The following is a 23,575-nucleotide window of genomic DNA, read 5'->3' as shown; positions in this document are numbered from 1 at the left end:
GTACGGATGAAACTACAAGCAATTCATTTAGATAAAAACGCGCTAAGTTTAAGCTTGAGTGCGGATATCGATTTCGACCACTTTGAGGCATTTGCTGAACCATTAGCCAAGGCACTGGATTGCCGCGTGCGAGAGCGTCAATGGGGCGCAGATCGTCACCAATGGTTGCTGGAGTTTGAAGGCTGTCAGCTTTGGCTTAACTTCGAGTTTTACGGCAATATCTGCTGGTTGAGTGTCGAGCGCGAAGCTGATTTCGAGGTGCTCGAGTACCTTGCGACGTTACTGAAATCTTACCTTTAGGTGAATCCTTATGAGTCAAGATAGCCATTCGGCCTTTGATTTCCATAGCCTAACGCCCGATTTAATCCTCGATGCAATTGAGAGTCTCGGCATCTATCCCGAGACAGGGCTATTAGCACTCAATAGCTACGAGAATCGCGTTTATCAGTTTCGTAGTGATGAGGGCAAACGCTATGTGGTGAAGTTTTATCGTCCCGAGCGTTGGAGCGATGCGCAAATTCAGGAAGAGCACGATTATGCCCTCGCCTTAGCGGCGGAGGATATCCCCATGGCGGTTCCCGCCATTATCGATGGACATACACTGCATCATTATCAAGGGTTTAGATTTGCATTATTTCCTTCCATTGGTGGCCGCGCATTTGAAGTCGATAATCTGGAGCAATTAGAATATGTCGGCCGTTTTATTGGCCGCATGCATCAATATGGAGCTGAGGTTGGCTTTAAAGAGCGCGAGCCGCTGAACCCACAAATTTTGGGCGATGAGTCATTCGCTTGGCTCAAGCAGTCGGGCCTAGTGCCAAAGTCACTTGAAAACGCTTTTTTTATCGTGGCAGAACAGGTGCTCGCAAAGGTCAAAAGTATTTGGTCGCAGCATAAGTTTAAATCGATTCGTCTGCATGGGGATTTACACCCTGGCAATATCCTTTGGACACCGGATGGCCCAGGTTTTGTGGATTTGGATGATGCCCGTATGGGGCCTGCCATTCAGGATATCTGGATGATGCTAACCGGCGACAGGGCGCAGCAGTTATTGCAACTGGAAATTTTGCTCGAAGGTTATGAAGAGTTCTGCGAATTTGACTCGCGCCAATTAGTGTTAATCGAGCCGCTTAGGGCACTACGGATGCTGCATTACAATGCATGGCTTGGCAGGCGTTGGCAGGATCCGGCTTTTCCGATGCATTTCCCTTGGTTTGGGGACGAAAAATACTGGGGGCAGCAAATTTTAGCCTTTAAAGAACAACTGGCATTGCTGGATGAACCCCCATTAAGCCTGATACCCTATTAGCCTAAAATGTGTAATCGGACTTTGCCAAGTGAGATAGGATTGAACTCTTTGGTGGCAATTACACTCAAAAAACGAAATATGTTAGGCTCCAGCTAGTTTTTTATAATTGATTTAAGGATTTTTCATGAAAAAAGCATTACTTATGGCGGCTGCGCTATTACTGGCACCATTAACCTTATCGGCGGCAGAATACAAAGAGGGCGTACATTACACAGTGATTAACGACGGTCCTGCGACCGCTAAGCCAGAAATCACGGAGTTTTTCTCTTTCTACTGCCCACACTGCTACAACTTCTCTAAAACTATCGTGCCAAAAATTTTGGCAGAAAAGCCTGCTGATGTCGCTTTCAACCAAACCCATGTCGATTTTATCGGTAAGGAAATGGGCGTTGAAATGTCACGTGCCTTCGCAGTCGCGCACCAATTGAACGTGGATGACAAAGTTGATGCAGCCCTGTTTGCTGCCATTCATGATAAGAAACAACACTTCACCAGCCGTGATGATATCCGCGCACTATTTATTGCGAATGGTGTAGACGGTAAAACCTTCGATGCTGCTGCGGATTCTTTTATGGTGAAAGCGCAAATGGCTAAGATGAAACGCGATACTGAGAACGCAAAAATCTCTGGTGTGCCATCACTGGTGGTTAACGGTAAATACCGTATCGAAAACGGTTCAATCAAGTCATACGACGAATTATTAGCGATCGCTTATTATTTGGCCAAAATGTAAGCGATTCAGCTGGATAGACCTCTGGATTATCATATTCGTGTAACTTAAGCCGATGATAATCCTCGACCATCAAAGGAGGAGCCTAGCGCTCCTTTTTTGTTGTCTGCTGTTAGTAGGACTGACCAAAAAGGGATGTGGGCAGTGAAAATCGTCTTGAAGATGGCTAAAAAAAAACCGTACCTTTGTTGAACAAAAGTACGGACTTGAGCCAGAGGACTCATTTTTACCCTGAGTAACATGTTAAATTTAACATTTGGTCAAAAAAATGACAATCGATGTTAATTTGACGAGTGTAAATATCGCGTAAATTTATGCAAATATTTTCATTGGCTTAGATAGTGTTTGTTCGCTATTGCGAAAAAAATAGCCGAATGATGAAACTCAAGCGCAGGGTTTTCTGTCAAACATCTGTAACCAAAAACAACAATAAAAGAGGTAGGGGGTTATATGCGAGTTTTTCCTGTTTATGCACCTAAGCTAATCGCGAAACATGCGCGTATTTTTCTCACTGGCGTGATCTGGGTGAAGGATCTGGGTCGATTAGAATTTGAGAAGGGGCGTTTTTTACTGCCAAGAAAAAGCCTGCCCAAAGTGAAGCAGGCTATCCTAGAACTGAATGAATTGATTGAATCGCAAAATTATCAATCCAAAGCAGTTTAGATTTCGCTGTTAAGCAGGCCAACCAGTCCGGTGACTTTTTCGTTCCAAGAGGCGAGCTCTTGTTGCATTTGTTGGTTTTGCTCATTGAGCTGTTGATTGTGCTCATTTAGCGAAGTGGTCTTTTGTTTCTCTTCTTCTAGCTCCATTTTGAGAAGCTCGATCGTTTCGAGAGCAGTCTGGATTTTGCTTTCCAGTTTGGACAGTAATTCAAGGCTCATCTGGAGAGTCCTATAGTTTCTGGATGGAACAGTGATTCTAACAGTGCCAAGGGCATAGGGAATAGCGATGGCTGTCGTTTGAGCAAAAAACACCCTATATCTGTGAGCTTATTGAAGTTTTTTTGCACTTGTTATTGAGTTGTTAGTATTCTGGGCTTTATTTCCATTGGAATAGCCTATGCTGCCGAGCATTGTAACCCTTTTACCCCTGTTACTAACTTTGGTATTGGCCCTGTGGCTAAGGCGAACCTTAGTCGCCCTCGGCGCCGGAATTGTCTTCGGGGCATTACTCTTATCCCATTTTAATCCGCTACAAACTTTTAGTTATCTCACCCAAGGCGCTATTAAACAGTTCTATCAGCAAGATGCTTGGCAATGGTGGCATTTGAATGTGCTGTTTGCCATGTTATTGCTCGGCAGCATGACCCAGCTATTGGCCCGCAGTGGTGCGGTAGGGCAGTTTGGTGATTGGTTATTCCTGCGTATTCGCAGTGGACGACAGGCGAGGGTTGGTGTGGTGCTGCTTGGTTGGTTTGTGTTTATCGATGGGATTTTCAGTTGTCTTGCAGTGGGGCATGTGTGTCAGCCCTTGAGTCGCCGCTATGGTATCAGCCATGCACAACTTGCCTATTTGGTTGATGCTAATGCATCGCCATTGTGCTCCTTATTGCCCTTTTCCAGTTGGGGGCCCTATGTGATGGCGCTGATCGCTGGGTTAAGTTTTTTACCCGTGTCACCCCTTGAAGCCTTTATCGAGGTCGCTTGGTGGAATTTTTATGCCATTATGACCCTTGGTATTTCACTGATCGCCGCCTGGTTTGGGATGGGATTTAGACCCATGAATAAACTGGAGCTTAGGATCGAGGCGCAGGCGTCACATTCCTCGGTGCAGGGGAGCCCTTGGTTGTTAGCACTGCCTATGTTAACGCTGTTATGCGCTTCGGTGGGATTCACCCTCTGGTCGGGCGCACAGCAAGTACAAGGTTGGGATCTCTCGCTCTGGTTGGCGAAGTCCGATATCGGTGCTGCGATGCGTGACGCTTGTCTGCTTGCCACCTTAGTAACTGTGGTCATGCTAAAACGTTCCGGTCGAACTTCACTGATGCTTGCGGCGGATTTTTCTCATGGTCTTCGCTTGATTGCTTTTGCCATCGCCATTTTGCTGTGCACTTGGATGATAGGCGCCGTTATTGCAGATCTTGGGGTGGCAAGCTTGTTGGCCTCATGGGCAAACCTGTATTTATCCTCAAAATTGCTGGTGGCAGGGATGTTCGTACTCTGCGCGTTAATGGCCTTTGCTACGGGTTCTAGCTGGGGCACTTTTGCGATTATGATCCCGATTGGTGGCGAGATTGCCCAAAATATTGAGCCCGCGTTATTGTTACCGACGTTAAGCGCTGTGATGGCCGGTTCGGTATTTGGCGACCACTGCTCGCCCATCTCTGATACTAGTGTGTTAAGCGCGACGAGTTCAGGTTGTTTGCCCCATGAGCATGTTGTGACTCAGCTGCCTTTTGCTTTGATTGGCGCCTTAGCCGCTTTGGTGGGCTTTCAGTTAGTGAATTTAGGTTTGAGTGGCCCGATAGTCTGGTGTGGGGTAATAGGTTCTGCCGTGGGATTGTTGCTTGCCGCTACACGTTTATATTCGCCTTGGCGCAAAGCTGCCGCGCAGACAAACTAAGTTGTTATGGTTAGAATGGCTCTCAAAGTGTATGGCTTAGAAGAGAAAACCCTATGAGTATTACCCGTTTAGATGTCGGCACCCGCATGAGCAGTATCGTTATCCACCAAGGCACGGTTTACCTTTGCGGACAAGTGGCTAAGGATAAGTTCCAGAACATTACCGAGCAGACAATCACTATGCTCGAAGAGGTCGATACCCTATTAGCCCAGGCGGGGAGCTCCCGTGAGCATCTGTTATCTGCCACTATCTACTTGAAAGATATGCAGGATTACGATGCCATGAACGCGATATGGGATGCTTGGGTGCCAACAGGGCATGCGCCTGCGCGCGCATGTGTTCAGGCTGCGATTGCCGAACCTGAGTATTTGGTTGAGATTTCGGTGGTCGCAGCGGTTGCCCAGCCAATTTAGCATTAAGGAGGTTTAACCTCCTTGTGGCACGATTTTAGTCTGAGCTTCATGTTAATTTTGGCCCCAGATAAATCACGCTTTGACATAACCTTGGTGTAACGTTGGGCCATTTGGTTAGCTATAACCTCCTAGGCTTGTTTCGTAAGATGTTATGTCACATGTGAAAAGTCACATGAGAAAATATCAAGCGCGGTTAGGGGGGCGAAATGTTGGAGTCAATAGCGGAGAAAAAACTTGCAAGGACTGTATGCGGCAAGGATAGGTGACAAGTTTAAAACCGCTATGCGCCTAGGGCAGTGTGTTAAGTTAAGCAGCGGCTATTGACTTTATTCTTGCCGCTACCTAGTCTGCTTGTTCAGTAATCAAGGTGGTATGCAATGGACATAAAATACGATTTAAAACCTGCGTCAGAGCGCCGTACTGAGCAATTCAAGCCTGAAGGAAATGTGGGTTTTGGTAGCCTCAGAACCGATCATATGTTTTTAATGGATTATCGCGATGGGCAGTGGTGCGATCCACGAATTGTGCCCTATGGCCCGTTTGAAATGGCGCCAGGCGCGATGGCTCTTCACTATGGTCAGTCAATCTTCGAAGGCGCTAAGGCCTTTATGCACGAAGACGGTGAGATTTATACTTTCCGAATCAATAAAAACGCCGAGCGTATGAACCGTTCTGCGGATATCGTTTGTATTCCTAATATCGATGAGCAGATGCAAGTCGATGCGATCAACGCCTTGATCGATGTCGATCGTCTCTGGTTTCCAATGCAAGAAGGCGCGTGTCTATACGTTCGTCCATTTATTTTTGCGACCGAAGACCGACTCTCGGTAAGCCCAAGTTCTCGTTACACTTTCTGTGTGGTATTGAGCCCAAGCGGTGCTTATTACGCAGCGGGTGTTAATAAAGGTATCCGTTTACTGATCAGCAAAACCTACCACCGAGCGGTATCGGGGGGCACTGGTGCTTCTAAGGCAGCTGGTAACTATGCTGCATCTTTGCGTGCTGGCAAAGCGGCGGCGCAATTTGGTGCATCGCAGGTGTTGTACCTTGATTCTACTAACCAACAGATTGAAGAAGCGGGTGCGATGAACCACTTTCACATTCTGAAGGATGGCACCATCATTATTCCTACCTTTACCGATACCATCTTAAAATCCATCACCTCGCAATCCATTATGGAGTTGGGTGAGATGCTAGGTTGTGAAGTACGCCAAGAGACAGTGATGCTCGACAAATTTATCGCCGATATTGAATCCGGTGAGATTATCGAAGCAGGCGGTTTCGGTACTGCTGCTGTGGTATCTGCCGTTGGCGAGTACATTTTTGAAGACGGTAAAATCGTGACTGTTGGTAATGGTGGCGTGGGTGAGCACATTCAGCGCATCTACAAACTCTATACCGACATCCAAAAAGGCCATATTCAAGGACCTGCTGGCTGGGTAAAACGCGTCGAACGTATTGCACCGCTGTAAGAGATAAATTGTCAAATTGAGGCTCCTAAATAGGAGCCTTTTTATATCCTTAAGGTGAGGGATTCACAGGTCAAGCAATCTATTTGAATCTGGTCTGTAACAGCTTTAGGCAATCATTCGCATCTAAGGGCTTACTGAGCAAAAAGCCCTGTACCTGATCGCAGCCCTGTAGTCCTAAAAAGTTAAGTTGTTCTTGGCTTTCCACTCCTTCGGCGATGACGTTCAAATCTAAGCTGTGGGCGAGGGCGATGATGGCGCTGGTTATGGCTGCATCATCAGGATCGTTGATAATATCGCGCACAAATTCTCGGTCAATTTTAAGCGTGTCGATCGGAAAGCGCTTAAGATAACTCAGGCTCGAATAGCCAGTGCCGAAGTCATCAATGGCAATAGACAGGCCGAGTGCTTTAAGCTGGGATAGGATGCTCGCGGTTTCCTGTGGGTTTTCCATGATCATGGACTCGGTCAGCTCTAGCTCTAAATGATTTGCTGAAAGTCCCGAGTGTTTTAGTGCAGCCTCTATGGTGGAAATAATATTCGTTTTTAGTTGCTTAGCGGATAAGTTGACTGCAATACTGATATTTTCAATCCCAACTTCTCGCCAATTAGCCATTTGTTCGCAGGCCTGATTGATTACCCAATGGCCAATCCGATCGATAATGCCGGTTTCCTCCGCGAGCGGGATAAATTCTACCGGCGAAATTGGGCCTAATTCGTTATGGTGCCAGCGCAAAAGAGCTTCGAGTCCCGTGAGCGAACCATCACGCAGACTGAACTTAGGTTGATACACTAGGCTCAATTCATTGCGCGAAATTGCCTGTTTAAGACCACTTTCGAGCAACACATGACGAGTCGCCACTTCGTTTAATTCATTGGTATAAAATTGGAAGTTATTTCTTCCCAGTGCTTTGGCGTGGTACATGGCCGCATCGGCAAATTTAATTAGCGAGTCGACATCTTCAGCATCATTTGGATAGAGGCTAATCCCAATTGAGGTCGAGATAATGAAGGACTTATTGTCGAGGATAAAGGGAGTCTGAAAGGCATCGAGCACTTTTTCTGATATTAAGGTAGCGGCTTGGGTTTTCGCAACACCTTCTAAAATAATGGTAAATTCATCGCCTCCCAAGCGGGCAACTGTATCGCCTTCACGTACAGCCGTTTGTAGCCGTTCTGCCACCTCCTTAAGCAATAAGTCGCCGATATGATGCCCCATGGAATCGTTAATATGTTTGAACCTGTCGAGATCTAAAAACAACAGAGCAACGATATCTTGCGATCGATGGGCTTGGGAAATGGCATGAGTTAACCTGTCTTGGAATAGGGTACGATTTGGTAGGCCCGTAAGTATGTCGAAACTGGCTAGGAAGCGTAATTCCTCCTCTACTTTTTTACGTTCTGTGATGTCGGTAAATACCGCCACAAAGTGACTGGTTTCACCTTTTATATCAATAACCTGGTTAATTTCGAGCCACGCTAGTATGGGTTGTCCTTGGCGATTTCTGATTTGTATTTCACCCGCCCAGTGTTTATGGCGCAGTAATTGCTGTTCGACCCCACTAAACAAATCTTTTTGTTTACGGCGAAAGGCAATTTGGATCAGCGGCTTATTGATGATCATTCTGTCGCTATAGCCTGTGATAGCGGTGAAGGCTGGGTTTACAGAACGAATTCGATAGTCTAACCCCGCGACCACGACCGCCTCGTTCATGCTATTGAGTACTTGAGAGGAAAGAATAAGTTCATTCTCAATCAATTTACGCGACGTGATATTACGACTGGTGCCTGTCATCCGTATTGCTTGTCGCTGGGGGGTACTCTCGACCACTTTTCCACGGTCCAACATCCAGATCCAGTTTCCTGGTGAGGTTTCAATTCGATATTCCACCTCAAAGAAGGGGCTACGCCCTTGTATATGTTCTGTGAGTTCATGTTTGAACTTCTCGCGATCCTCAGGGTGGGTTTTATCGTGGAGTAAGCTGTTGTGATTCCATTGGGATACTGCCGTATCCATATTGGTGCGATACACGAGGTTTTCTTTGATATTCCAATCCCACAGTCCATCACCCGTTGCCCAAAGTGCGAGCTTGAGGCGCTCCTCCGAGGCGCGAATGCTGTCGTTATGCTCAGCTTGTAGTTGGCGTTCTTGTTTGCGTTTTAGAATGAACCAAGCAAGCAACGCCATTATCAACATGTAATAAATAACATAGGCAAATGTCGTGCGATAGAAGGGAGCTCGCACCTTTAGGCTGACTTCAAGCGCATAAGTACCTTCGCTGTTGTACTGCAGAGCATGGCGCACACGGAGTAAGTAGTCGCCAGGTGGAATATTGGTAAAGGTGATCTCGTTACCCGATGGCAAATCGTGCCAGTGATTGTCAAAACCCTCTAGAAAATAGCTGAACCGGTTTTTACCCGTATAGCTAAAATCCAAAGAGGTAACATCGAAACTAACCAACTGATCCGTATAGTTCATCACAATTTCTGGAGGGTGAGCTAAATCCAGAATAGTATGATTGTTACCTGCTATTTTATAACCCGTGAGTGCGACCCTTGCTTCGCTGCGTTGTGCAGGAATGTTCTGTGGGTTGAAGCGATTGATCCCATTTATGCCGCCAAACCAAAGATCGCCATCGTCATCGGTCAGCTTGACGCCGCCGTTAAATTCAAGAGCCTGAACTCCTTCCTGCTCATTAAAATTAATCACTTTACCGCTCGTAGGATTAAGTTTGCCAATGCCAGCATTACTGCTAAACCAGATGTTGTGTTCCTTATCTTCGAGCAGGGCATAAATGGTGTCACTGGGTAGCCCGTTAGCCTTAGTAAAGTGGCTAAATCCAAGCTCTGGCTGGGCGGTTGAGAGTTTACTAATCCCGCCATGGGTGGCAAACCAAGCATCGCCGGAGTCGGAAATTAAAATGTCTCGAATTCGGTTATTGATAATGCTGTTATTATCTTGTGGCTGATGCACATAAACCTGCCCCTGCTGTCTAGTCATGTCATATTTGATTAGGCCATCTAGGGTGCCAATCCATAGGTTGTCTCTATCTGGGAGCAGGGTAAGTAAAAGATTTTTTACTGGATTAAATCCAGGTATATCTACCAAGGGCACAGGGGTAAATTCGTCTACCCCATCTGTTTTGACATAAAGAGCATGGGACGTCGCTAACCAAAGTCTATCTTTGTCATCAATCTTCAAACTGCGGATATGATTGGCTTCAGTGTCGCGAACTATGCTGGCGGCTAGCCGTATTAAGCTCAAATCCCCCCTTTGGGATATTCGCCCAAGGCCATAGTTAGTGGCAATCCAGAGCACTCCCTGTTTATCCTGAATAATGTCTCTAACGATAAGATTGAGATGCCTAGGGTCAAGTGCGAGTGCTTTAGCAAATTGCGCTGTGTAGTGCTCATATTGTCCAGTATTAAAGTCTAAGCGTTTGACTCCGGCACCATCTGTGCCTATCCAAAGTGACTTATCCTGGCTGCGGTATAGGGCGCGGATATTGTTGTTCTGTTGACGGACATCCTTCGCGAATTCATAAAGATGCTGAAAGTATTGCCTGCGGGTGTTGATTTTGTTCAGGCCTGAGTAACTTGCTCCTATCCAAAGGTTACCAAAAGGGTCCTGAAGTAAACTTAAAATATTGTTTTCACTAATACTATTTGAACGGCCTGGATCGTAAGTGTGGTTTGTTACCGTATATTGTTTATCCTTTTGATCTAGCTGGATCAATCCCGCCTCGGGGCCGACAATCCAAATGCGGCCTAAGGGCGTTTGAATAAATTCTCGAATAAATGACAGACTGTCAGGAGCTTGCCAAAATATCTCACCTTCCTGAGACATCAAATCGTATTGCCATAGCTGATTGCCAAGTGCCAAGGTGATTGCACGGATAGACTTGGCTTGAATATGGTGGGCGGTTAAATCCTGCGGCACGTTAAGCCGAGTGATGGCATTGGGGCTAACGACAAAAGTACCGCTGCCCAAGGTGCCTGCAATAAGATGGGTATTTTCGACATTGGCAAGGCTAGTGATCTGAGGCTCGGTATTGCTGCCTAAACTGATTGCTGTGATTCGCTTGGTTTTTAATGACAGGGAAAATAATCCACCTTGAGTACCAATCCAGAGCGTATTGCCAACAACGCTAAGTTTAGTGACTCTAGGGTCTGTGAGCCCCTGTTCTAGGTTAAATTGTTCAAAAACTCCAGTTTTTAAATCCAGTCGATTCAGCCCTTGGCTAAAAGTGCCAATCCAAAGATAACCCTTATTGTCCTCAATAATGTCTGTGATGTAGCTTTCTGAAATACTGCTGGAATCGTTTGGTGAGTGTAAAAACAGGTTAAAACTGTAGCCATTATAGCTGTGCAGTCCATCCTGAGTACCAATCCATAGCATTCCCGCATTGTCCATAAATAGGCTGGTAATAGTGTTTTGATTGAGTCCATCTTCGCTGCGAATATGTTCAAATTTGAGTTGGGTGTTGACAGCATTCAGAGGCAGGCAGTAGCCAACTATGGGCAGCCAAAGGCTGCCGAAGAGGCAAATTAACATTTTAAATAGCCTATGGAATGGATAACTCAAATTTGCCCCTATCAAAAATTGACTCAGCCCCTAAGGAGCTTAAATATTAAAAAATGATTTATGGTGAGTCCGGATTAAGTATTTGAATAATGCAAAATCAATGTAATTTTTGGGTCTAATACTCAGTATATTCACTGATTTTTGGGCTGCAAAATGCCGATTAAACATCCCGCCGCATTGAAGCTTAGCAGTTTTAGTCGGCCCTAAGAGGGCTAAGTTATTAAAACAAAAAGACCCCGCTAATTGGCGGGGTCAGATGTTGAAATTGAGTTTTATCTAGCTTGAATTATTGCGCAGGGACTCGGACAAAGCCTTCCATCAACACACGCGCACTGCGACTCATAATGGCTTTTACCACTGTCCACTCACCATTTTCTTGTGTGGCCTGTGCGCCGACGCGAAGGGTGCCTGAAGGATGTCCAAAACGCACAGCTTCCTTCTCGCCACCACCCGCGGCCAGGTTGACTAAAGTACCCGGGATTGCGGCTGCAGTGCCAATGGCTACGGCGGCGGTACCCATCATCGCATGGTGTAATTTACCCATTGAAAGAGCGCGCACGAGAAGATCGATTTCTTCTGCCGCGACGGCTTTTCCACTCGATGACACATAACTCTTCGGCTTCGCAACAAAGGCCACTTTAGGCGTATGTTGGCGTGATGCGGCTTCATCAATATGCTTGATAAGCCCCATACGCACCGCGCCGTGGGCGCGAATGGTTTCGAACTTGGCAAGGGCGGCGTTATCGCTGTTGATATCATCCTGCAGCTCAGTGCCCGTGTAGCCTAGGTCTTCGGCATTGATAAAGATGGTCGGGATGCCTGCGTTAATCATGGTCGCATTAAAGCTGCCAATGCCTGGCACCTCGAGCACATCCACTAAATTCCCCGTGGGGAACATGCTGCCACCGTCGCCGTCTTCATCGGCGGCAGGATTCATAAATTCGATTTGTACTTCGGCGGCGGGAAAGGTCACGCCATCGAGCTCAAAATCACCTGTCTCCTGCACCATGCCATTGGTAATGGGCACATGGGCGATAATGGTTTTAGCAATATTAGCCTGCCAAATACGCACCGTGCAGATACCATTTTGAGGAATGCGCTCTGCATCAATCAGTCCATTGCTGATGGCAAAGGCGCCGACGGCGGCTGTTAAGTTGCCACAGTTACCGCTCCAATCCACAAAGGGTTTGTCGATAGACACTTGGCCGAACAGATAGTCAACATCGTGGTCGGCTTGTTTGCTTTTAGACAGGATCACGGTTTTGCTGGTGCTTGAGGTGGCGCCGCCCATACCGTCAATCTGTTTACCATAGGGATCTGGGCTGCCAATCACACGAAGGAGCAGCGCATCGCGTGCAGGGCCAGGCACTTGGGCTGCTTCGGGTAAATCCAATAGATTGAAAAACACCCCTTTACTGGTACCGCCGCGCATATAGGTGGCGGCTACTTTAATCTGGGGCGGGAAAAGATGATTACTCATGCTATTAACTCCAAGGGGAATAGCGATTTGTTAAACGCTGCGTTAGTCGCAAAGTGCGGCGCCTCGGTGTCGAGTCGCCGCCCATTGTGCGATGTTACTGGTTTTGCGAGTGTTATTTGTTTTGCGAAAACTACTTCAGGTTTGACTCTAAAAAGTCCTGCGCAAAACGCTGTAATACGCCGCCAGCAGAGTAGATAGACACTTCTTCTGCGGTATCTAAACGACAGGTCACAGGCACTTCGACGCGCTCACCATTTTTACGGGTGATGATAACGGTCAGATCTGCACGTGGCGCGATGTCACCATAGACATCAAACACTTCAGTACCATCGATGCCATAGGTCGCGCGATTCTCGCCCGCTTTAAATTCCAGCGGTAGCACACCCATACCCACTAGGTTAGTGCGGTGAATACGCTCGAAGCCTTCGGCAACAATCGCCTCAACGCCCGCTAAACGCACGCCCTTGGCGGCCCAATCACGGGATGAACCCTGACCGTAGTCGGCGCCAGCGATAATGATCAGCGGCTGCTTGCGATCCATATAGGTTTCAATGGCTTCCCACATGCGGGTCACTTGGCCTTCGGGTTCGATACGCGCCAGAGAGCCTTGCTTCACCTTGCCATCGACAATCGCCATTTCGTTTTTGAGTTTAGGGTTGGCAAAGGTCGCGCGCTGCGCGGTTAAGTGGTCGCCCCTGTGGGTGGCATAGGAGTTAAAATCTTCCTCGGGCAGACCCATTTTGTGCAGGTATTCGCCCGCCGCGCTGTCCATCATAATCGCGTTCGATGGCGATAAATGGTCGGTGGTGATGTTGTCGCCTAATACCGCGAGTGGACGCATGCCCTTGAGGGTACGCTCGCCCGCTAATGCGCCTTCCCAGTAAGGTGGGCGGCGGATATAGGTCGATTGTGGGCGCCAGTCGTACAGTGGCGTGACCTTATCGCCGTAGTCGACGCTTAAATCAAACATCGGCTCGTAGACTTTACGGAACTGCTCAGGCTTAACGCTTTTTGCAATCACGGCATCAATTTCGGCATCACTTGGCCAAATGTCGATAAGGCGAACTGGGTTGCCGTCTTTATCGTGACCTAACACATCCTTCTCGATATCGAAGCGGATGGTACCTGCGATCGCATAGGCCACCACTAATGGCGGTGATGCGAGGAAGGCTTGCTTAGCGTAAGGGTGAATGCGGCCGTCGAAGTTACGGTTACCGGATAATACGGCGGTGGCGTAAAGGTCGCGATCAATCACTTCCTGCTGGATAACAGGGTCGAGGGCGCCGCTCATGCCGTTACAGGTAGTGCAGGCAAAACCGACGATACCAAAGCCTAGGGATTCAAGCTCTGGTAACAGACTGGCTTCTTCTAAATACAGTTGCACTGCCTTAGAGCCGGGTGCGAGTGAGGTTTTCACCCAAGGTTTACGGCTTAAGCCCTTGGCATTGGCATTGCGCGCAAGAAGGCCCGCCGCAATCACGTTGCGTGGGTTACTGGTGTTGGTGCAACTTGTGATGGCCGCGATAATCACGGCGCCATCAGGCATTAAGCCTGGCTCGTTTTCAACGATGCCGCTGATGCCGCGCGCGGCAAGCTCTGAGGTTGGCACGCGCGCATGTGGGTTCGATGGGCCTGCAATGGTGCGCACAACCGATGATAGGTCAAAGTGCAGGGTACGTGGGTACTCGGCATGCTTGAGGTCATCGCTCCATAAACCTGTGGTCTTAGCGTAGGTCTCAACCAATTTCACTTGCTCGTCACTGCGGCCCGTGAGGGTTAAGTAGTCCAGCGTTTGTTGGTCGATGTAGAACATGGCGGCGGTGGCACCAAACTCTGGCGTCATGTTGGAGATGGTTGCACGGTCGCCGAGTGTTAGGGCCTCAGCGCCTTCGCCGAAGAACTCAAGGTAAGACGAAACCACTTTTTCCTTTCGCAGGAATTCGGTCAGGGCTAAAACGATATCGGTTGCGGTAATGCCAGGCTGTGGTTTACCCGTTAACTCAACACCGATAATGTCCGGCAGACGCATATAAGATGCGCGGCCTAACATCACGCTTTCGGCCTCAAGACCACCCACACCGATGGCGATAACGCCCAGTGCATCTACATGTGGCGTGTGACTGTCGGTGCCCACTAAGGTATCAGGGAAGGCAACGCCGTCACGGGCATGCACCACAGGCGACATACGTTCTAGGTTAATCTGGTGCATGATGCCGTTACCCTGTGGGATAACATCGATGTTTTTAAAGGCTTTTTGCGTCCAGTTGATGAAGTGGAATCTGTCTTCGTTGCGTCTGTCTTCGATGGCGCGGTTTTTCGCAAAGGCGTCCTTATCGAAGCCGCCATATTCCACTGCCAGCGAGTGGTCAACAATCAGCTGCGTTGGCACGACGGGATTCACCTGCGCAGGATCGCCACCCTTAGCGGCAATTGCATCACGCAGACCCGCAAGGTCAACCAGCGCGGTTTGGCCCAAAATATCGTGGCACACTACGCGGGCGGGGAACCAAGGGAAATCCAGTTCTTGTTTTGATTCAATAATTTGATTTAGTGAGGCGGTAAGCGCCTCTGGCTCGCAGCGACGGACTAAGTTTTCAGCCAGAACGCGAGAGGTGTAGGGCAGTTTCACGTAGGCGCCGGGGGCAATAGCTTCAACGGCTTCACGGGTGTCGAAATAGTCGAGCGCAGTGCCCGGTAAGGGCTTGCGATATAAGGTATTCATGGCTGTGGTCATAACCTAACCTATTACTTCAGTTTTTATTGCTTCAGCGAGTAAGTATCTGTGTTTGCAAATCATTTACGCCAGGGTCTTATATTGAAACTGACGCCTAGGCGCCAGTTTCTGTTGTGTCGATTAGCGGTCCGAAATTGGCACGACTTTACGTAACGCCACGCCCACATAATCAGCACTTGGACGAATAATGCGGTTGTTTGAACGTTGTTCCATCACGTGCGCCGTCCAACCCGATACACGCGAACATACGAAGATCGGGGTAAATAACTTAGTTGGAATGCCCATGAAGTGGTAAGCGCTGGCGTGGAAGAAGTCAGCGTTACAGAAGAGTTTTTTCTGTTCCCACATCAGTTCTTCACAGGCGACCGATACGCGGTAGAGGCGATCGTCACCAAAGTCGGCAGCCAGTTTCTCAGACCATTCTTTGATGATGGCGTTACGTGGATCCGATTCACGGTAGATGGCGTGGCCAAAGCCCATGATCTTCTCTTTACGCTCGAGTTTACCCATCAGCACATCGCGGGCATCGGCTTCATCTTTCATGTCTTGGATCAGTTCCATCGCCGCTTCGTTAGCGCCGCCGTGCAGCGGGCCGCGCAGTGAGCCAATAGCACCAGTCACACATGAATGCATATCCGACAGGGTCGATGCACACACACGGGCAGTAAAGGTTGATGCGTTAAACTCATGCTCTGCATACAGAATTAACGATACGTCCATTACCTTAGCGTGCAGTGCCGATGGCGCTTTGCCATGCAGCAGGTGCAGGAAGTGGGCACCGATTTGCTCGTCGTTAGTTTCGGTTTCGATACGCACGCCATCGTGGCTAAAGCGATACCAGTAGCAGATGATCGATGGGAATGCCGCCAGTAAACGGTCGGCAATGGCGCTTTGCTCGTTAAAGCTGTGCTCGGCTTCGAGGTTGCCCAGCATTGAACAACCGGTACGCATCACATCCATTGGATGGGCATCGGCTGGAATGCGCTCTAACACTTCTTTTAATGCTTGTGGCAGGCCACGCATGCCTTTTAATTTGGTTTTATAGGCGGTCAGTTGTGCCGTGGTTGGCAGTTCACCGTAAAGGATGAGGTGAGCGACTTCTTCGAAGGTCGCGTTTTCAGCCAGATCTTTAACATCGTAACCGCGGTAGGTCAGGCCGCTGCCCGATACACCTACGGTACTTAATGCGGTTTCACCCGCGCTTTGTCCACGTAAACCTGCGCCTGATAATTTTTTTGCGTCTGACATAATCCTTCCCTTCCGTTAACTCTATGTGATTATTACGGGCAAGCGCGTTTACGCTTGCCTTCTTTATGGGTTAAAGCTGCAATCTGGGCGGGTGTTCCTGCCTCTGTAGGGTTGCAGCATTGCGGTGATGGTTGCTCGTCCTTTGAGGTCATTAAGACGAGTTGTTTAACAACAGTGGCAATCCATCTGGGTATCAGTAACTTCATGAAGCTTGAGCTTCTACTGACCATCCATTGTCTCTTGCTTAACGCGTTAGCCGCCTTACTTATCTTGGCTAAATAGTTGATCTAACTTGTCTTCAAAGGCGTGGTAGCCTAAGTATTGGTACAGCTCTTTACGGGTCTGCATGGTGTCGACCACGTTGCGTTGATGACCGTCATTCATCAAGGCTTGCATCACTTTCAGCGCAGCTTGGTTAGCCGCGCGGAAGGTACTTAATGGGTACAGCACCATATCTGCCCCAGCTTCGGCTAGCTCTTCTTTATTGAACAGTTGGGTTTGGCCAAACTCTGTCATGTTTGCCAGAATCGGCGCGTTTACATGGGCTTTAAAGTGGCGATATTGGTCAAGTTCAGTTAAGGCTTCGGCGAAAATCATATCCGCGCCGGCGGCGATATAGGCCTTAGCACGCTCGATACCCGCTTCTAAGCCTTCAACGGCCACCGCATCGGTACGCGCCATGATCACAAAGTTAGGATCGGTACGGGCATCGACGGCGGCTTTGATACGGTCAACCATTTCTTCGGTGCTCACCACGGCCTTGTTCGGTCTGTGGCCGCAGCGTTTTTGCGACACTTGGTCTTCCATGTGAACGGCGGCAACGCCAACTTTTTCAAACTCTTTAATAGTGCGTGCTATGTTAAACGCGCCACCCCAACCCGTGTCGATATCGACCAGTAATGGCAGCTTAGTTGCAGAGGTAATACGGCCCGCATCGATTAGCACGTCGTTCATTGATGTCATGCCTAAATCCGGTAAACCGTAGGAGGCGTTTGCCACGCCAGCGCCCGATAAGTACAGGGCTTGAACACCGGTTTGCTCCGCCATCAGGGCGAAATAGGCGTTAGTGGTACCCACGATTTGCAGGGGTTTTGAATTGGCTAGGGCTTGGCGAAAACGGAGTCCGGCGCTTTGAGTCATGGTCTTGTCCTTGTCTTTATCAGTATTTGTGTCGAGGCTCAGTGAGCATAGTTAGTTGGCCTTTGCCGCTTATCAGCTATGGCTGGCGGCATTGGCTTGTAATTCAATCAATCGTAATTCGGTATTTTTACGGCCTTGCTCGATATGGCGGCGCATCAACAGCCCGGCTAATTCGCCGTCGCGTTGGGCGATGGCTTCGACGATACGTCTATGTTCAGCAATGGCTTTTACTGGGCGATTTTGGTTAGTGCATTGGTAGCGGTACATCCGCAGCAGGTGGTAGAGACCACCTATCAGGGTTTCCTGCAGGTGTTTATTGCCGCTGGCCTGAATGATTTGATAGTGGAAGTCGACATCGCCTTCCTCTTGGAAATAGGTGTCGCCATTGGCTAAGGCGGCTTCTTGCACGGCGAGCAGGTCCTGTAATTTCGCAAGTTGTTCAGGGGTGATGCGGCTTGCGGCAAGTTCACAGGCCATGCCTTCGAGTACACTGCGCAATTGGTAAAGATCGTTAAGTTCACTCACTGTGAGCTGGGCAACGCGGGCGCCCACATGGGGAACGCGTACGACTAAGCGTTGTCTCTCAAGGGTTTGCAGTGCTTCGCGGGTAGGACCACGGCTGATGCCGTATTTCTCGGCCAGCGTTTGCTCGTTGATTTTACTTCCTGCGGGGAGTTCACCCTTGATGATGCTGGTTTGAATTTGCACCAAAATTTGGTCGGCTAAAGTGGTCGACGATTTTTCACCTCCGATTGGCTTCAGTTGGCTCACTGAAGACGGGGGGTTATCGTTGGGGAGTGTGGTCTCTTGCTTTAGCATCTTGCAAATCACTTTCTGCGGATTGTCGACAATGCAGAAAAATAGTCCTGTTTAACTATATTGTCAACAATCCGTTTGGGTGGTGTTTTAGTCTGTTAAATGGTGATTTTGATTTAGTTGGTTGTATTTGTTTGCTTATTTTTGTTTATTTAAACGATTTCGAGAAAATTTTGAATATAGTAAAAATAATAATTGTCGACAATATTGGTTTTTAAGGTAATTTTTGGGGTGTTTTTAAGGTGTGAGTAATGGCAGGTTTTGCTAGAAGGCGGCATTAAACTCATTGCTGAAATACTCGAGGGGATTAATTGAGGAAGCTTAACGGGATAAACAACGTGGCTGGATGTTTGCTGAAGGCTAATAAGCAGCTTTGTGAAGCGCTGAGCGGTAACAACGATAAGGGATAGAGGTGAGGGCAAAGGTATGTCTCTGCCCTCGATAGTATTAGTCTGCCTGAGGATGATTGTCGCTAGCGCCGCGATTTGGGAACTGTTGATGTTGCTGCAAAAGAGCGTGAATTTGCTCATCCTTGTCGGCCCAAAGTTGGTTTAACCAACGCTGGAACTCAACTCGATAGTCGGATTCGGCAAAGTAACGGTCGGCGTCGACTTCTGGCACGGGCAGGGCGCGTACGCGCACTACAATCTTGTGCACCTTACCGTTCATTACCGCGCTTAACACATCCTCTGGCGCATCTGGATACACTAAGGTCACATCGAGTACATTGGTAAACTGCTCACCCATGGCCGACAGGGTAAAGGCAATCCCGCCCGCCTTTGGGCGAAGCAAATGGCGGTAAGGTGAGTCCTGACGCTGGCGTTTATCCTCGGTAAAACGACTGCCCTCAACATAGTTGATGATAGAGGTTGGGATGTTTTTAAACTTCTCACAGGCGCGGCGTGTGGTCGCTAAATCCTTACCCTTAAGTTTTGGGTTCTTCTTCAGTTTGGCGGGGCTGGTTCTGTCCATAAAGGGCATATCGAGTGCCCAGCAGCCCAGTCCCATAATGGGCACATAGATGAGCTCTTTCTTGAGGAAGAATTTCAGCATAGGGATATGATTGCGCAGTAAATAGGTTTGCGCCGCGATATCAAAGCCACTCAAATGGTTACTGATCAGTAAATACCAGCCGTTTTTATCTAAGTCTTCAATGCCTTGAACGTCCCATTCGATTTTGGCAATCAAAAATAAAATGCCGCCGTTACAGGTCGCCCAAGCCCACATAAAGCGATTCATGACCGATGTGACCGCATTGCGTGCGCCCTGCGCTGGCATCAGCATTTTTACTAGACCACCGAGACACACTAGGCTGCCCCAAAGTGCGGTGTTGATGATAAGCAGCGTTAGGCTAAGGACAAACAGTACTGGACCGGGAAGAAAATTCAACATAGCTGTTCCTGTTATTCCTTATCCGTCTGGTCTGCCAGCTGACTGATGACGTTATCTTTTTCAACCCAGATATCGTTCAGTTTCTCTTGGAAGCGGATCTTAAATTCGCGGTCAGCCATATAATCGCCGCGCATGCTTGGCTCGATATCACTGACTTTAATATGCACTTTCACCTTTGGCAGTTTACCTGTGAGTAAGTCCCAAAAACTAGGTACCTTGCCTGGGTAATAGATCGCGACATCTACTAACTTATGGATTTGTTCTCCCATGGCTGAGAGCGCAAAGGCCATGCCGCCCGCCTTGGGTTTTAATAAGTGCTGGAAAGGTGAATTTTGCTTGTGGAATTTTTGTTGGGTAAAGCGGGTGCCTTCGACAAAGTTCATCACACTGACGGGTTTGGTCTTAAATTTGGCGCAGGCTTTACGGGTAATTTCAATATCTTTGCCTTTAAGCTTAGGGTTTTTCTTCAGCTGTTCCGTGCTATATCGGCGCATAAAGGGAAAATCGAGCGCCCACCAGGCAAGACCGAGCACTGGTACGTAAATCAATTCCTGTTTTAAGAAGAATTTTAAGAAAGGAATTTTACGATTAAAGACGCGCTGCAGAATTAAAATATCTACCCAAGATTGGTGGTTGGCGATCACCATGTACCATTCCTTTGTGGAAAATTGGGTATCACCCGATAGCTCAATCTTTACGGGATGTAAGACGCGCTCAATGACGCCGTTTACGCTAATCCAAGCGCTGGCAAAAAAGTCGAGAAGATGAGTGCAGCCGGTGCGAAGCGGGGCGAAGGGGATAAGTTTTACCAAGCTGAAGACCATGATGGGGATAACCCAAAATAGGGTATTTACCACATAACCTAGGAAAGCAATGCAGCCTTTTAACTGTGAAAACAACGTCCTCATTAGATCCCCCTGATAAAAATTGGAGGCCTATGTTACTCGGTGTCGGCCTTTGGCTCAATCACCCCTAAGCTGGTCGGGGCATTTGTGCAGGCTTTCAGTTAAAACTGCAGGTTGAGCCGCGCTAATAATCTATCCATAGCTCGGTAGCCTAGGGCTTGGGCGAGGTGTCGGCGTTCAGTATTGCGGGATTGCTCAAGATCGGCAATTGTGCGGGCGACCCGCTGAATACGGTGAAAGCTGCGAACAGATAAGCCTAACTTCACCACGCTTTGTTCTAAAAACACTAAATCCTCCTGTTTAAGGCCGCTGTAATGGCCTAGTTGCTTACCCGATAGTTCGCTATTCAATATGCCAGCTCGGGCGAATTGAGTTTCTCTAGCTTGTTTAACGCGTTTGGCTATCTCTTGGCTTTTTTCACTTGGTGCCGTTTGCTGGGTGAGTGTGCCTGCGGGCAGTTTTGGCACTTCGATGGTGAGATCAAATCTATCGAGAAAGGGGCCAGAGAGACGAGATAAATAGCGCTGTACTTGGTCGGGAGTGGACCTATTATTGGCATCAATGTCGCCACTAGGGCTAGGATTCATGGCGGCAATAAGTTGAAAGCGGCTTAAAAATGTAAGTTTTGCGGCTGCGCGGGAGATGACAACTTCACCTGTTTCCATTGGCTCTCGCAGGCAATCCAATACTTTGCGGGGGAATTCTGCCACTTCATCTAAAAACAAAACGCCCCGGTGTGCCAACGAAATTTCGCCGGGCTTTGGGATACTGCCACCGCCGACTAGGGAGATGGATGAGCTGGTATGGTGCGGCGCGCGAAAGGGGCGTTTTAAGAAGTGCTGCGGCTTGATATCGATACCGGCTACGGAGTGAATGGCAGCTACTTCGAGCGCTTCTTGGTAATTGAGTTGAGGCAGTATCGACATCATCCGACTCGCAAGCATGGTTTTACCTGTTCCCGGTGGGCCTAACATCAATAGGTTATGGCCCCCTGCAGCGGCTATTTCGAGCGCCTGTTTTGCTTGATATTGACCTATCACATCACTTAGACAGGGCTCGGTTTCGGTATTGTCATCTCTATGCCACTGGGTTTGGATATCGAGTCCTGGCAGCTGATTTTGACCGTGGAGGAAGGCTGCGAGGGTTTGCAAATGCGAACCGAAAAACACCTTCGAATAGCCGACAAGTTCGGCATCATGGCGATTGTCGAGGGGCAGAATTAAGGTTTTATCTTCACGCTGGCTAGCAATGATCGCGGGCAGTAGCCCTTGGCAATAACGGATTTCACCTGAAAGAGCGAGTTCGCCAACAAACTCAGTCTGTTGCAAACTTGAAGCAGGGATTTGCTCCGAGGCGGCTAAGATGCCTACAGCGATGGGAAGATCGTAACGCCCACCCTGTTTGGGAAGATCGGCAGGTGCGAGATTGACAGTGATGCGGCGCATCGGGAATTCAAACCCTGCATTAATCAGTGCGCTGCGAACTCGCTCGCGGGCTTCTTTAACTGAAGCTTCGGGTAGACCAACAAGATTGAAGGCAGGAAGCCCGTTACTTAAATGAACTTCGACGGTGACAGCGGGGGCTTCCACGCCGCAACTGGCTCGGGTGTGCACGCAGGCAATCGCCATAAACAAATCCTTTTGTTATTGATTTTGCGTTAGTGTTTTACGCAGGATTTGAGTGTAGCAGTTATTCGATTAAAGAAAATGCTGGAGCCACACACTGGGCGAGGTGGGTCAAAAGCATGGGTGAAACGCTATTGCCTGAGCGTTTCACCCATAGAGTTATTTCTTATCAGACTAAGGCTTGGGTACTAGCTTGGTTTACCAGATAGCCCATATAACCTAAATAGCTTAATAACAGCACTGTACCTTCACGGCGACCAATACGCAGGCCAGTCCAAGCAAATGGCAAGATTAATATTGCTAAAGCTAACATCACGGTAAAGTCAAAGTTTTGTAACCCAAATGCAGACACTGGGTGCACGATAGCAGTAACACCAAGAATGCCTAATATATTGAATAGGTTAGATCCGACGACATTACCTATCGCGATATCGCTTTCACCCTTAAGCGCCGCAATCACTGAAGTGACTAACTCAGGCATACTGGTACCGATAGCGACTATCGTTAAGCCAATAATGACTTCGCTTACACCAAAAGCCTTAGCTAATTCGACGGCACCATCAACGAATAGGATGCCACCGCCTACTAGCATGCTAATGCCGGCGATGATAAATAACACCGATAACAGTGGGTTTTTAGGCCCTTCTTCAATGATTTCGCCTTCTTCCTCATTGGAGTTTTTCGAACTGAGGTAACTGTAAACCAAGTAGATGATCAGTAAAGATAATAAAATTACACCGTCAATAAGGCTGAGATCACCGTCTAACAGCAATCCCCAAAACAGCATTGAAGCGAGGATCATCAACGGGATATCGCGTTTCACGATTTGAGATTGAACTTGGATTGGGCGAATGAGTGCTGTGATTGCCAAGATTAGGCCGATGTTGGCAATGTTTGAACCAATCACATTACCTAGGGCAATACCGCTGTTACCTGCGAGGGCGGATTTCACGCTTACCGCTAGCTCTGGTGCGCTAGTACCAAAGGCCACAATAGTTAAACCAATGATAAGCGGTGTGATCCCAAGGCGTAGGGCAATTGAACTTGCACCGCGGACGAGGGCCTCAGCGCCTAAGGTTAAAATTAAAAAGCCACCGATGATGGAGAGTGCAATAAGCATTTTGACGTTTTCAACCTGATTGAGTGGATGAATCAAGGCGCTGGCGC

The 23,575-nt window shown here is 48.3% G+C and carries 18 protein-coding genes; 7 read left to right on the top strand and 11 right to left on the bottom strand.

The window, feature by feature from the left end; translation table 11 throughout:
* Window positions 1-6: 6 nt before the first annotated feature.
* From K0H61_RS16160 to K0H61_RS16145, 4 genes are all read left to right on the top strand, one after another.
* Window positions 7-300 (top strand): DUF3630 family protein, encoded by a 294-nt coding sequence (locus K0H61_RS16160; RefSeq protein WP_220050487.1) that lies wholly within the window; start codon window positions 7-9, stop codon window positions 298-300.
* 10 nt (window positions 301-310) lie between these two features.
* Window positions 311-1,309, top strand: a complete 999-nt coding sequence (locus K0H61_RS16155; protein ID WP_220050486.1) for a serine/threonine protein kinase — start codon at window positions 311-313, stop codon at window positions 1,307-1,309.
* Window positions 1,310-1,433: 124 nt separating this feature from the next.
* The gene (locus K0H61_RS16150; RefSeq protein WP_220050485.1) at window positions 1,434-2,042 is read left to right on the top strand and encodes a thiol:disulfide interchange protein DsbA/DsbL; all 609 of its coding nucleotides are present in this window, start codon (window positions 1,434-1,436) and stop codon (window positions 2,040-2,042) included.
* 447 nt (window positions 2,043-2,489) lie between these two features.
* Window positions 2,490-2,702, top strand: a complete 213-nt coding sequence (locus K0H61_RS16145; RefSeq protein ID WP_220050484.1) for a DUF1107 domain-containing protein — start codon at window positions 2,490-2,492, stop codon at window positions 2,700-2,702.
* Here the strand turns inward: K0H61_RS16145 and K0H61_RS16140 are convergent.
* On the bottom strand, window positions 2,699-2,920 hold the full coding sequence (locus K0H61_RS16140; protein WP_220050483.1) for a cell division protein ZapB: 222 nt from the start codon (window positions 2,918-2,920) through the stop codon (window positions 2,699-2,701). The genes K0H61_RS16145 and K0H61_RS16140 overlap by 4 nt on opposite strands.
* Before the next feature lie 178 nt (window positions 2,921-3,098).
* On the opposite strand from K0H61_RS16140, the gene K0H61_RS16135 reads away from it, so the two are divergent.
* The 3 genes from K0H61_RS16135 to K0H61_RS16125 all read left to right on the top strand — a co-directional run bounded on the left by K0H61_RS16135 (window position 3,099) and on the right by K0H61_RS16125 (window position 6,486).
* On the top strand, window positions 3,099-4,601 hold the full coding sequence (locus K0H61_RS16135; RefSeq protein ID WP_220050482.1) for a Na+/H+ antiporter NhaC family protein: 1,503 nt from the start codon (window positions 3,099-3,101) through the stop codon (window positions 4,599-4,601).
* A gap of 53 nt (window positions 4,602-4,654) precedes the next feature.
* Window positions 4,655-5,014 (top strand): RidA family protein, encoded by a 360-nt coding sequence (locus K0H61_RS16130; RefSeq protein WP_220050481.1) that lies wholly within the window; start codon window positions 4,655-4,657, stop codon window positions 5,012-5,014.
* Window positions 5,015-5,391: 377 nt separating this feature from the next.
* Window positions 5,392-6,486: a branched-chain amino acid aminotransferase gene (locus K0H61_RS16125; RefSeq protein ID WP_220050480.1), complete on the top strand. Its 1,095-nt coding sequence runs from the start codon at window positions 5,392-5,394 to the stop codon at window positions 6,484-6,486.
* A gap of 79 nt (window positions 6,487-6,565) precedes the next feature.
* On the opposite strand, the gene K0H61_RS16120 is transcribed toward K0H61_RS16125, so the two are convergent.
* The 10 genes from K0H61_RS16120 to K0H61_RS16075 all read right to left on the bottom strand — a co-directional run bounded on the left by K0H61_RS16120 (window position 6,566) and on the right by K0H61_RS16075 (window position 23,528).
* On the bottom strand, window positions 6,566-11,083 hold the full coding sequence (locus K0H61_RS16120) for an EAL domain-containing protein (RefSeq protein ID WP_220050479.1): 4,518 nt from the start codon (window positions 11,081-11,083) through the stop codon (window positions 6,566-6,568).
* 271 nt (window positions 11,084-11,354) lie between these two features.
* Window positions 11,355-12,548, bottom strand: coding sequence for a 2-methylaconitate cis-trans isomerase PrpF (prpF, locus tag K0H61_RS16115; RefSeq protein WP_220050478.1), 1,194 nt, complete (start codon window positions 12,546-12,548; stop codon window positions 11,355-11,357).
* A 130-nt stretch (window positions 12,549-12,678) separates the two neighbouring features.
* Window positions 12,679-15,282 carry a Fe/S-dependent 2-methylisocitrate dehydratase AcnD gene (gene acnD / locus K0H61_RS16110; protein WP_220050477.1) on the bottom strand — a complete coding sequence of 868 codons (2,604 nt, stop codon included), beginning with the start codon at window positions 15,280-15,282 and terminating at the stop codon, window positions 12,679-12,681.
* 120 nt (window positions 15,283-15,402) lie between these two features.
* On the bottom strand, window positions 15,403-16,530 hold the full coding sequence (prpC, locus tag K0H61_RS16105) for a bifunctional 2-methylcitrate synthase/citrate synthase (RefSeq protein WP_220050476.1): 1,128 nt from the start codon (window positions 16,528-16,530) through the stop codon (window positions 15,403-15,405).
* A 261-nt stretch (window positions 16,531-16,791) separates the two neighbouring features.
* Window positions 16,792-17,670, bottom strand: a complete 879-nt coding sequence (prpB, locus tag K0H61_RS16100; RefSeq protein WP_220050475.1) for a methylisocitrate lyase — start codon at window positions 17,668-17,670, stop codon at window positions 16,792-16,794.
* Between the two features lie 72 nt (window positions 17,671-17,742).
* A complete protein-coding gene (locus K0H61_RS16095) occupies window positions 17,743-18,489 on the bottom strand; it encodes a GntR family transcriptional regulator (RefSeq protein ID WP_220050474.1) in 747 nt (248 codons plus the stop codon).
* A gap of 444 nt (window positions 18,490-18,933) precedes the next feature.
* Entirely contained in the window at window positions 18,934-19,878 is a 945-nt protein-coding gene (yihG, locus tag K0H61_RS16090) for a 1-acylglycerol-3-phosphate O-acyltransferase, YihG family (protein WP_220050473.1), read from the bottom strand.
* Window positions 19,879-19,889: 11 nt separating this feature from the next.
* Window positions 19,890-20,786, bottom strand: coding sequence for a 1-acylglycerol-3-phosphate O-acyltransferase, YihG family (gene yihG / locus K0H61_RS16085; RefSeq protein ID WP_220050472.1), 897 nt, complete (start codon window positions 20,784-20,786; stop codon window positions 19,890-19,892).
* Between the two features lie 98 nt (window positions 20,787-20,884).
* Window positions 20,885-22,411, bottom strand: coding sequence for a YifB family Mg chelatase-like AAA ATPase (locus K0H61_RS16080; RefSeq protein ID WP_220050471.1), 1,527 nt, complete (start codon window positions 22,409-22,411; stop codon window positions 20,885-20,887).
* 166 nt (window positions 22,412-22,577) lie between these two features.
* Window positions 22,578-23,528 carry a calcium/sodium antiporter gene (locus K0H61_RS16075; RefSeq protein ID WP_220052771.1) on the bottom strand — a complete coding sequence of 317 codons (951 nt, stop codon included), beginning with the start codon at window positions 23,526-23,528 and terminating at the stop codon, window positions 22,578-22,580.
* Between the last annotated feature and the right edge of the window lie 47 nt (window positions 23,529-23,575).

The sequence above is a fragment of the Shewanella acanthi genome (genome assembly GCF_019457475.1).
Lineage (GTDB): Bacteria > Pseudomonadota > Gammaproteobacteria > Enterobacterales > Shewanellaceae > Shewanella > Shewanella acanthi.
Note: the sequence above shows the minus strand (reverse complement) of the source record. Positions and strands in the feature narration are given on the sequence as shown.